Genomic DNA, 11,149 nt, shown 5'->3' with positions numbered 1-11,149 from the left:
ACAATAGCGTTTTGGACCCACCTGACCCCATGCCGAACTCAGTAGTGAAACGAAACAGCGCCGATGATAGTGTAGCATTTGCTATGTGAAAGTAGGACATTGCCAGGCTCCAAATTGAGAAAGCCGCTTGAGAAATGAAGCGGCTTTTTTATGTCTGTAGGAAAGCTAATGGCTTCGAGCCGTCAGTGTTAACCTTTGACATGCGTGCGCCATTTTTAATCTTGAGAAACTAGCGCCCTTTAAAAGGAACTGCTATCTAGAAAATGCACTTCTAAAACAACCCATATTCTGCTGTTTCTTCAGCATGTTGATGCATTAAGTGATCAGGTCTAAAGATTGCACTTGGGTCTATGAGTACGCTATGTTTATGCTCAAGTTTTATTAATCCTCGCATCATATTTTTGGTCTGCGGGTCAATGTCAAAACCTACATCTGTTAGCTTATCTAAAGGCTTGATATCTTCTTTTTTATAACTGATATTATCCTCGACTTTATCAACCAGTAGTCCTATATGTGGGTTTCTACCATCTTTTGTGGTAAAAATGATGATTGGCTTATAATCTAAAATAATTTGTTCTTTGGCTGATTCGAACAGTCTAATTAATTGCATAAAATTGCTGTTTCGCTCAATGTTTAGGTCAATAAGAGCTTGCTTTGGATTGCCTTTTTTTACTAGTTCAATTAGCTTATTAGCACGACTATACAAGCGTGAATGAGGGATCTTAAATCGTTCTATAATCGCTTTAAGATCTTCATTTTCGGTTTTAAAGCTGCTGTACCATTTTGCAAAATTAGATTGCTGAATGTCAGTGTTGTGATTAAAGGACTGATTTTGGCTAATACTATTTTCAAGTGCGAAAAACCATTCGTGTTGTTTTTTTTCCCACTCACTAAATAAATTCACTAATGATAAGTTGGTATCTTGTGTTGATTGTTTGTTGAGAATAATACCTAGATCAAATATTGGAGTGGGGGTTTCCATATAGTCTTTAACACCAATAAAACTTTTATTATCGTTAGGTAATGAGGTTAAATTATCTTCAAAGCGTTCAGTTAAAAGTATGTCGAGAATTTTTAATGAAATTGTTTTCTGGCCTACTCTAAAATTAATTAAGTCCATAGTGTCCTCACCTCCTAAATATATAACTTAATAATAGAACATTATTTAGAAAGCGCAGCTATTTTGTTAAAACACAGAGCGATAGATAATATGCTTATTTTTATCAGTTTTATTGACGAATAACGCGTTAACTTGTTTATCTTCACTGAAAATAATATTTAGGCGCTGCATTAAGCAATCATGTTGCAGTGGTTGCGGGCAGCGTTGTGCTGCGGCGCTAAACACCATTGCATTGATATAGCCTTCAAAGTGCAGACGATTAGGTGTGTTAATTTGCGCTGCAGCCATATCTTTTAAGAATTCAGTGCACCAATAGGCGTCACATTTATTAGGGTTAGGGACTACTTCGGTCGCCATAAGTTTACTGGAGTATTTTAGGCGAGCAAATAAGTCATTGCTTGAGGCAAAAGATATGCTGGTGTAGTCAGGCATAAACTGTTGTTCATGGGCACTATTTATAAATTCAGATAATGGTTTGTATGTGCCTACTAAGCAAATGGCTGTAGCACCACTGGCTTTTAGTATTTCTAAGGCGCTCATTATCTCATTACTGTTTCGTTGATAGCGCGCGACTTTAACTGGCTTTAGATTGTGTTTGGCGAGCGATTCTCGCAATCCAGATTCTACTACAAGACCAAATTCATCTGCTTGAATTAAAAATCCAATACGTGTGTGATTGTTTTCTTCGACTAGGTATTTTATTTGCTCGTCAGCTTCATCATCGTAGCTAGCTCTTATGTTGAATACATTAATTGTTGGCTGATAATGCAAAAATTTAGCGCCGCTGTAAGGCATTAAATATGGAATTTGCAGTTGTTCAAGGATTGGTAAAACAGCAAAGCTTGTTGGAGTTCCCATTGCACCGAATAGCGCATCTACTTTGTCTCGATAAATAAAGTGACGAGTATTACTTACTGCGCGTTTTGGTTCATAGCCATCGTCGGCGACTATTAATTCTACGTGTGCTCCATTGATACCTCCGTTTTTATTTAGCTTGTTAAAATAGATATTACTACCTAGGTAAAGTTGTTCACCAATTTGTTTGGCAGGTCCTGTTAACGCGGTAGACATGCCTAATTTTATCGCTGGCTTGTTCTCGGCATAGGCGAAATTGCTATGTGAAAATAAAAAGAAGAAAAGAACGCTAAGGTAATTTTTTAAGTAAGTATTGTTCATACCAATTAGTAACAGCCTGTTTGAATAGTTTATCGAGTGATTTTTTACCACGGATCTGTAAAACTATTTGTGCCTTTTGTGATGACCAGTTTTGTAATATTAGTCTAATAAAAAGACATTTGGTATTTTCATCGCAATTAGATAAGCTGCTTGGTGTGCACCAAAGTGTCCGCCATAATAAAGGTTTGATGGTAAAAATTTGGTAATCTGTTGTTAGTAATGCAGCTAGACGTGTATCTTGGATGTTATCAGCGTTATGTTGAGCACAGTCACGCAGTACTTGTTCGACTAATTGTTGATCTAACTGATTGAAATGATCAAGTAGTTGCAATGCAAAGTCTGATTGAAAATCAGTTTTCAGATTTTTAATTAGCGAGCTGCGATCAGTTAAACTTTTAGCCACAAGAGCTGCATGTTCTGCAGTCGCTTTATCTTGCATAAAGCCTAGTTTAACTAAACTAAACCCCGCCATTTGCCAAAACTTGAGTAGGCTCGCATTAGCGCCAAAGCTGGCTCCAAACCAGTCACAGCTCGATGCTAGTTGCCGTTCACAATGAGCAATAAGTTGTGAGCCAATACATTTACTATGCTGTGATGGAGCTACAGCAATGCGCACAACACGAGCACACAACCTTGTTAGTACGTCAGCATTAGCACTTAACTGTGCTAATGTTTGCGCCATCAAATGCCCCTGTGGGCGACGTTGACCACTAACAACCTGTTGACTCAAGTCTGCGGTTAAACCGCCTTCAATCGCAATTAGGCATACTGCAATAATAACGCCTTGTTGCTGACATACAAAGATGCGTTGCTCTGTCGCGTCGAGTAAGTGGCGCAAGTCATTCACGCTAGTTTGATAATGCGCTAATGCTAATAGCCCAATGACTTGACGCAGTAGTGCTTCATTTTCAGCAAGGTGTTGGGGAGTCAGTTCAGAATAGAGCAGAGCGCTGGGGTCTAGTGTAATATCTTGATAATCGGCATCAAGTGCTAACAAATTACAAATATGCTGTTCTAGCGGATCATTCGCTGCGAAGCGAATTGGTTGCTCTAGAGTAACACTATGCATATTTTTATAATGTTGCTCTAGGTAACGTTTGAATTTTAAAGTATACCCGCGGCCATTCCCTTCATAACCTACCATAGTGCTGGCAAATATAATGCGGGGATAATGCGTGAGCATTTTAATTAATAATGGTACTGGGATCGCAGCAGCTTCATCAACCAGCAATACATCACAGTCAGGTAGTTCATTTAGTAATTGATCGGGTGCGATATAATGCAAGTTGGCGAGTTGTTTATCCCGAGTTTGATAGCTTAATCCTCGTGCTGCGGCAAAGTGTTTAAAACAGCTGTGTAGGGCGTTAAACTGCTGTGCACAAATGAGTATTTTTTTATCGTTAAGTGTTGCAGCAGCAAGCCCTAAAGCCGCCGATTTTCCACGGCCACGATCGGCGCTGATCAATAAAGGGCGATTGGCTCTACCGTTGGCAGTTCTAATGATTTGCTCGATGCAAAATTGCTGTTCAGTTAGGTTTATTTTACCTGCTAGCTGGCTTGTTTCTGGTAACGTTTGCCAGCCTGATTGTTGGCTGAGGTGCAGATACAAATTACTCTGGAGTAAGCGTGCCAAGCGTTGGTTAAAATAACTCTGCTGTTGTTGTTGAGCAAATGATTGAAAGGCGGTCAGTGCTGGGTCACACCAATAGTGTAAATCATCAAGTTCTGGCAACAATACAATAAATAAACCGCCAGCCTGAACAGTGCCACTAAGAGCGGCAAATTTGTCTGGCACTAAGCCACTAAAACCGTCATAAATAACATGCTGAAATTCTTGGCCAAGAATTTGATGAGTATGTTCAGGCCAGCTACTGTCAGTGAGTTCGCCACTAGTTGATAATACCTTAACAAGCGGATGGCAAAGTTGCTTGAGTAACTCATTAGCCTGTTGATAACACCAGTTTTGTTCGCCAGTAATGAGTAGCAATTGCCTATGTTTAGCATAGGCAATTTGCGGTAGGATATTACTTATTAACGAGTTAAATGGCTTGTAGTCGTGCATAAACAGTTACTAACCACTTACTACCAAAGTCATCAAAATTCACTTGTACGCGAGATTGAGCGCCACTGCCTTCGTAATTAATAACCGTTCCCATACCAAATTTTGCATGTAATACGTGTTGTCCTAAGCTAAAGCCACTTTCTTCAAATACGGCATGACTAACTGATGAGCTAAATCGTCCTGCTGCGGGTGGTCGCGATACTTGAGTTTTAATACGAATTTCTTCAATACAATCTTCAGGCATTTCACGTAAAAAGCGTGATGGACTGTGGTACTTTTCTTGACCATAAAGACGGCGGCTCTCGGCATGGCTAATATAGAGTTTTTCCATGGCGCGAGTCATGCCGACATAACAAAGACGACGCTCTTCTTCTAACCGACCTGATTCTTCATTACTTTGTTGAGATGGGAACATGCCTTCTTCAACACCAACCATAAATACGAGTGGAAACTCTAAGCCTTTCGCTGAGTGCAACGTCATCATTTGCACTGCATCTTCATGTTCTTCAGCTTGGCCATCACCTGATTCCAGTGAGGTATAAGCCAAGAATCCTTGCAGTGGTGAGCTAAACTCTTCATCTTCCGGGAGTTCGTATTGGCCACAGGCGCTGATCAGCTCTTCTAAGTTTTCTACCCGGGCGCGGCCCTTTTCGCCTTTTTCTGCTTGATACATCGCCATTAAACCAGATGTTTGAATAGCGTATTTCGCTTGCTCTTCTAAAGTGAGGTCACCAATTTTATCTTCAATATGTTCTACCAGTTCAACAAACTTAGTAACAACCGTCGCCGCACGTCCTGATAAATGTTGTTGTTCTACGATGGCTTTGGCGGCGTACCATAATGGCAATGATTCGCTACGCGCACAATCGCGAATATGGCTTAAGGTTTTATCGCCAATGCCACGAGCAGGAGTGTTAATCACTCGCTCAAATGCAGCATCATCCTGACGATTACCTACGAGCCGTAAATATGCCAGCGCATCTTTAATTTCCTGACGTTCAAAGAAGCGCATACCGCCGTAAATGCGGTACTTCAAGCCTTCTTGTAACATGGCTTCTTCAAGTACCCGCGATTGCGCGTTACTACGATATAAAATCGCCGCATCTTGTAGGGCATTACCAGCGTTTAACCAGCTGCGTAATTTGCTGCTTACAAAGCGCGCTTCGTCTAATTCGTTAAAAGCGGCATAAACAGAAATAGGTTCACCATCATTGCCATCAGTCCAGAGGCTTTTACCCATTCGGTCTGAGTTATTTTGAATAAGTGCATTAGACGCTTTTAGAATCGTGGCAGTAGAGCGATAGTTTTGTTCAAGGCGAATAGTTTCGGCTTTAAAATCGGTCAAAAAGCGCTTAATGTTTTCAATTTTAGCACCACGCCAACCGTAAATACTTTGGTCATCATCACCTACGATCATGATGCTGTTGGTATCGCCAGCTAATAATTTAAGCCATGCATATTGAATGGTGTTGGTATCTTGAAACTCGTCTACTAGCATATGGGCAAAACGTTGCTGGTAGTGACGTAGTAAGGTTGGATTATTTTTTAGTACTTCAAAACTACGTAATAAGATTTCGGCAAAATCAACTAATCCGGCTCGATCACATGCTTCTTGATAAGCGGTGTAAACTTTAAGCATCATTTGTTCGTTGATGTCGTAAGCTTGGATATCTTTGGGGCGCAGACCTTCATCTTTCTTGGCGCTGATATACCAGCCAAACTGTTTTGCAGGCCATTTTTTGTCATCAATATTCATGGCTTTTAATAAGCGTTTGATCATTCTAAGTTGATCATCAGAGTCTAAAATTTGAAACGCTTCTGGTAAGTTTGCTTCGCGATGGTGGGCGCGCAAAATACGGTGTGATAAGCCATGGAAAGTACCAATCCACATACCACCTACTGGTGCTTGAAGGGCTTGTTCAACGCGCGTGCGCATTTCTTTAGCTGCTTTATTGGTAAAGGTTACTGCAAAAATACTATAAGCGGAGGCTTGCTCAACCTGCATTAACCATGCGATACGATGAACGAGTACTCGAGTTTTCCCAGAGCCTGCGCCAGCAAGCACCAGCATATTTTGGAGTGGGGCTGCAACTGCATCCCGTTGTTTATCATTTAAACCGTCGAGTAATTCTGAAACGTCCATCATCACGCCTTTTCAATCAATATTAAAAGCAGTATAACAGGTGTTTTTGTTAGGCTAAATAAAATACTGTTTTTATAACCAGTTAATTTAATACATAGTCTAAAGGCTTTAAAAACTTAATGATTCATTTATAGTCATTTTTTAGCTAAGCTAGATCAATGGTGTGAAGTGATATCGCCAATTTGACTTATATTTAGTAAAAATCACGATTTTAGCTAGTTCTTCGTATTACCGTTGATTTTAACATATTGATTTTTAATAACTAAATAATTGGCATGAAGAATGTAAGTAGATAAGAATAAAATTAAATTAATAATTGAGGTTAACATGGCAGAGCAAGGTTCAGGCGGTAATGTTATCGCAGCGATTTGTAATATATTTTTCCCAGGTTTAGGGCAGTTAGTTCAAGGCCGGATCATGGCGGCAATTGGTTTCTTCCTAGCGTGGGTTATTAGTGGCGCGCTTATTTATGTTGCGATTGGTTTTATATTACTGCCGATCGTCTATATTTGGGCAATCATTGATGCCGCGCGGTTTAGATCTTATCGGTAGCTGTATCACTTCAAAGAATAGCGCTTTTTAGCGCTATTTTTGTATCTGGCTTTATTTATTCATAGCTGACTAGGGTATAATCCCGATCATTAGTTGTATTTAGGGAACCTTATGGAATACCAGTTTATACGTGATCCAATCAGTGGCTTACGTATCAAAATTAGCAGTGAACATGCTGTTATTGGCCGTTGGCTTAATGAAGAAATCGGTAAAGATAAAATCGCCATGGTGCAGGCTTTAATCGCCTCAGTTGCTAGAAGTTTCGAGCCGCTGACACTGCAAGGTCAAGAAATTGATTTGATTTTAAATAAAGATGAAGCCATTTTTGAAGCCCATGCCTTGCATCAAGACTCTGAAGATTTATTTGCTTATCAAGACGATGAACTGATGCTTGAAGAAAATGGTTTAAGTAGCGGCTGTGGTTTTGAAGATTTTGTAGACCTGATTAATTCATGGCAAGAATTTACTACAGGCAGGTAGCCGTCAGTTTTCAGTTAGCAAAATATCCTCGGGTGCCGCGTAATGAAATGCCCTTAGCTATATTGGCAATATTTGTGTTAGCGACCTCTGCGTATTAACCACAATCAGTACGTAGAATCGATTTCATCGAAGAGTATTTATCTGTATTATTACGGCAATTAAAATAGTAACTGGAAGAGATATGTCTGCCAATTTAAACAAACTAGTGGTGATGCTAGAAATGCAAAATGCCATGAACACCAAAGTTCATGATCAATGGTTTAGCCAAGGCTTTGAATGGTATCGCGCTATTTGGGTTGAATGCGCTGAAATGCTTGATCATTACGGTTGGAAATGGTGGAAAAAGCAAACTCCAGATACCGAGCAAGTTATTTTAGAATTGGTTGATATTTTTCACTTCGGTTTATCGTTACGCATTGATGGTGAGACCAGTTATTTAGAGCTTGCTAAGCAGTTGGAACAACAGTTAAGTGCACCGCAACAAGCTGATGATTTCAAACAAACGTTAGAAATTCTCGCCGCGTCAGCCGTCGCTGAGAAAACCTTTAACGCCGCAGCCTTCGCTGGATGTATGGCGCAAATAGGTATGGATATTGATGATTTATATCGAGGCTATGTAGGTAAAAATACGCTTAATTTTTTCCGCCAAGATCATGGTTATAAAGATGGTAGCTACATTAAAGAATGGCATGGCAAAGAAGATAACGAGCATTTAGTTGAGGTCGTTAAAAGCCTGAATACGGAACATGCTGATTTTGCAAAGCTTGTATATCAAGGCTTAGAGGCTCGCTACCCTAAAAATTAAGGCAGCATGTCACGAAAATCAGTGACGCTCAAATAGTCACTGATTTCATTGTGCGGTTGTTTACTATCTGGGTTTGCAACCGCCAATAAATGGCCAATACCATATTCTTTTGCGGCGTTTAGTACCGCTAAACTGTCGTCAACGAACAGCGTACGCTGCTTATCAAAACCTAAATCGAGTTGTACTTGCTGCCATAAGCTTTGCTGCTCTTTACTCACACCATATTGATGAGTCGACACCACACCATCTAAATAGTTATCAATATTGGTTTTTTCAAACTTGAGCATGACACTTTCCGGGTGTGCGTTGGTAAGTAAAATCAACTCTTTACCCGCTTTTCGCAACGATGTTAAAAATGCTGGTACATCCTCACGCATTTTAATGAGGTGCTGATGCTGATATTTTAGCTCCATAATAGGTAAATTAAGTTGTTGTTCCCAGTAATCTAAGCAATACCATTGGATTTGACCGCTAACGGCTTGATAGCGTTTTAATATATCCGCTTGGGCTTGTGCCAAACTAATATTCTTTGCGATAGCGAGTTGCTCAGGGATCACTGTCAGCCAAAAGTGATTATCAAAATGGAGATCGAGCAAAGTGCCATCCATATCTAGCAGCACAGTATCGATTTTTGACCAATTTAACATAGGAATTTCATCTTATAGGGTTTATTATTGAACTAACTGCCATGATAGCAAATTAATGCCAATGACACAGAAAAAGCACCCAACACCACCACAAATTCTTCGCACCGAAGTTGTTGCTAAAAGCCGATTATTTACGGTGGAATCACTTGAATTAAAATTTTCAAATGACGAACAGCGTCAATACGAACGGATCCGCGGCGGTGGCCGAGGGGCTGTAATGATAGTGCCATTAACAGCTGATAATGAATTACTGTTAGTACGAGAATATTGTGCTGGCACTAATGATTATCAACTAGGCTTCCCAAAAGGCTTAATTGATCCTGGTGAAACACCAGAACAAGCAGCAAACCGAGAATTAAAAGAAGAAGTTGGCTTTGGTGCTGAGCAACTTCAGCCACTTAAAGTGGTTTCAATGGCACCCAGTTACTTTAATGCGACTATGCACATATTGTTTGCGCAACAACTTTATCCGCAAACTTTAGTTGGGGACGAGCCAGAACCATTAGTGGTTGTTAAGTGGCCATTAACCGATTGGCAGTCATTATTACAACAATCAGACTTCACCGAAGCACGAAGCGTTGCAGCTTTGCTATTATTAACTAAGCATTTAGAATCAGGAGCTGCGAATGATTGAATTACTTGAGCCATGTATTGAGCTTGCGCAAAGCGCTGGTGCTGCGATTATGGCTATTTACAAGAAAGATGATATTGGCCACCAAGAAAAGTCAGATCACACACCTGTCACTAAAGCCGATTTAGCCGCTAACGATGTGTTAGTTGCTGGATTAAAAGCACTAGCGCCAGATATTCCTATTATGTCAGAAGAAACACCAATCCCTGCTTTAGCAGATAGGCAAGATTGGCAGCGCTATTGGTTACTCGATCCAATGGACGGTACCGGTGAGTTTATTTTAGAAAGCGGCGACTTTGCGGTAAATATCGCTTTGATTGAAAACAATCGCCCAGTGCTTGGGGTGATTTATTGGCCAGCGAAAGAGACAACTTATTTTGCCAGTTATCAAAATGGTGCATTTAAGCGTGTTGATGGCGTAGAGCAGCAGATCAATGTTGCCACTCCAGATAACTTAACTTTGGCTGTTAGTCGTCGTCAAAAAATTGAAGCTGTTAGTCAATACTTGAACGCGCAGTTTACAACAGTTGCTGTAGGTTCATGCTCTTTAAAAGCATGTATTGTTGCTGAGGGTAAAGCTGACTGTTTTTTACGGATAGGGCCAACAGGTGAGTGGGATACGGGAGCATCGCAAATAATTGTTGAAGAAGCAGGTGGCTGTATTACTGATGCTGAATTTAATCCATTAACCTACAATCAGCGTGAGAGTACAGAGAACCCTGACTTTATAGTGATGGGTCACCCTGATTGGGAGTGGCAAAAAATGATCAGTCCACACCAAAGAGCGCTTTAATTACTCTATTTGTTTGCTTTTTGTTCGGTTGAACAGCTTTAAGCAGTTTAACTGTTGCATTATAATATGATTCCTATACTATAGCGCTCTCTTCGAAACAGGCTCGCAAATAACGCGAAACCGTTGAAAAAGAAATTACAGGCGCGGGATGGAGCAGCCTGGTAGCTCGTCGGGCTCATAACCCGAAGGTCGTCGGTTCAAATCCGGCTCCCGCAACCAATTTTATTAAATGATTTGGTGCATTGGAAGTTTTAAAAGGTCGTCGGTTCACTCTTCACCTTTCACAGCTCCCGCAACCAATTCTTTTAAAGAAGCGGTTACTGTAAACTCTTGGTGAGAGTTAAAAATCACTAGTCAATAGACTTAAAATATACAGGCGCGGGATGGAGCAGCCTGGTAGCTCGTCGGGCTCATAACCCGAAGGTCGTCGGTTCAAATCCGGCTCCCGCAACCAATTCTTTAGTGAGTTGGCTGACTTCTTTAATTAAGTAAGAAGTAAAATAACACTTAATATTTCAGGCGCGGGATGGAGCAGCCTGGTAGCTCGTCGGGCTCATAACCCGAAGGTCGTCGGTTCAAATCCGGCTCCCGCAACCAACTGAAATTACAATTTAAAATATTAAACAGACACGCCTAAAGCGTGTTTTTTTATGCCTGAAACTCAGTGAAATAAATAGCTCGTCGGTCTCAGCTCTACATTAGCCAGCAAAGGCCATCTATTTAAATCCGGCTCCCGCAAC

10 protein-coding genes, 3 tRNA genes and 1 rRNA gene are annotated in these 11,149 nt (G+C 40.6%); 9 read left to right on the top strand and 5 right to left on the bottom strand.

Features of this window, described 5'->3' with window-relative positions; translation table 11 throughout:
- Window positions 1-108, top strand: a 5S ribosomal RNA gene (gene rrf / locus H5201_RS16875); the annotation flags it as partial.
- Window positions 109-271: 163 nt separating this feature from the next.
- Here rrf and H5201_RS16870 read toward each other — a convergent pair.
- The 4 genes from H5201_RS16870 to uvrD form a co-directional block, all read right to left on the bottom strand.
- Window positions 272-1,120, bottom strand: a complete 849-nt coding sequence (locus H5201_RS16870) for a chemotaxis protein (protein WP_182785098.1) — start codon at window positions 1,118-1,120, stop codon at window positions 272-274.
- Window positions 1,121-1,186: 66 nt separating this feature from the next.
- A complete protein-coding gene (locus H5201_RS16865) occupies window positions 1,187-2,191 on the bottom strand; it encodes an ABC transporter substrate-binding protein (RefSeq protein WP_259398841.1) in 1,005 nt (334 codons plus the stop codon).
- Window positions 2,192-2,264: 73 nt separating this feature from the next.
- Window positions 2,265-4,358, bottom strand: coding sequence for a GNAT family N-acetyltransferase (locus H5201_RS16860; protein ID WP_182740426.1), 2,094 nt, complete (start codon window positions 4,356-4,358; stop codon window positions 2,265-2,267).
- Complete coding sequence (gene uvrD / locus H5201_RS16855; RefSeq protein WP_145242582.1) at window positions 4,336-6,501, bottom strand: DNA helicase II; 2,166 nt, start codon at window positions 6,499-6,501, stop codon at window positions 4,336-4,338. Before uvrD ends, H5201_RS16860 begins: the two co-directional genes overlap by 23 nt.
- Before the next feature lie 327 nt (window positions 6,502-6,828).
- Here uvrD and H5201_RS16850 point away from each other — a divergent pair, with 327 nt between their 5' ends.
- The 3 genes from H5201_RS16850 (at window position 6,829) to H5201_RS16840 (ending at window position 8,338) form a co-directional block, all read left to right on the top strand.
- Window positions 6,829-7,053, top strand: coding sequence for a hypothetical protein (locus H5201_RS16850; protein WP_145242571.1), 225 nt, complete (start codon window positions 6,829-6,831; stop codon window positions 7,051-7,053).
- Between the two features lie 111 nt (window positions 7,054-7,164).
- Window positions 7,165-7,533 (top strand): YacL family protein, encoded by a 369-nt coding sequence (locus H5201_RS16845; protein WP_182719089.1) that lies wholly within the window; start codon window positions 7,165-7,167, stop codon window positions 7,531-7,533.
- Window positions 7,534-7,714: 181 nt separating this feature from the next.
- Window positions 7,715-8,338 (top strand): dUTP diphosphatase, encoded by a 624-nt coding sequence (locus tag H5201_RS16840; protein ID WP_149983053.1) that lies wholly within the window; start codon window positions 7,715-7,717, stop codon window positions 8,336-8,338.
- On the opposite strand, the gene yrfG is transcribed toward H5201_RS16840, so the two are convergent.
- Window positions 8,335-8,985, bottom strand: a complete 651-nt coding sequence (gene yrfG, locus H5201_RS16835; protein ID WP_145242565.1) for a GMP/IMP nucleotidase — start codon at window positions 8,983-8,985, stop codon at window positions 8,335-8,337. The two genes, H5201_RS16840 and yrfG, sit on opposite strands and share 4 nt — an antisense overlap.
- 61 nt (window positions 8,986-9,046) lie before the next feature.
- Between yrfG and nudE the strand changes: the two genes are divergently transcribed.
- From nudE to H5201_RS16810, 5 genes are all read left to right on the top strand, one after another.
- Entirely contained in the window at window positions 9,047-9,619 is a 573-nt protein-coding gene (gene nudE / locus H5201_RS16830) for an ADP compounds hydrolase NudE (RefSeq protein WP_179959231.1), read from the top strand.
- Window positions 9,612-10,409, top strand: a complete 798-nt coding sequence (cysQ, locus tag H5201_RS16825; RefSeq protein ID WP_182785097.1) for a 3'(2'),5'-bisphosphate nucleotidase CysQ — start codon at window positions 9,612-9,614, stop codon at window positions 10,407-10,409. The genes nudE and cysQ overlap by 8 nt, the downstream gene beginning before the upstream one ends.
- 142 nt (window positions 10,410-10,551) lie before the next feature.
- A tRNA-Met gene (locus H5201_RS16820) sits at window positions 10,552-10,628 on the top strand.
- 158 nt (window positions 10,629-10,786) lie between these two features.
- Window positions 10,787-10,863 (top strand) — tRNA-Met (locus tag H5201_RS16815).
- 66 nt (window positions 10,864-10,929) lie between these two features.
- Window positions 10,930-11,006: transfer RNA gene (locus H5201_RS16810), tRNA-Met, on the top strand.
- The last annotated feature ends 143 nt before the right edge of the window (window positions 11,007-11,149 follow it).

The organism is Pseudoalteromonas sp. SG43-6 (assembly GCF_014164365.1).
Taxonomy (GTDB): domain Bacteria; phylum Pseudomonadota; class Gammaproteobacteria; order Enterobacterales; family Alteromonadaceae; genus Pseudoalteromonas; species Pseudoalteromonas rhizosphaerae.
The sequence above is the reverse complement of the archived record's forward strand: the minus strand, read 5'-3'. Positions and strand labels throughout refer to the sequence as shown.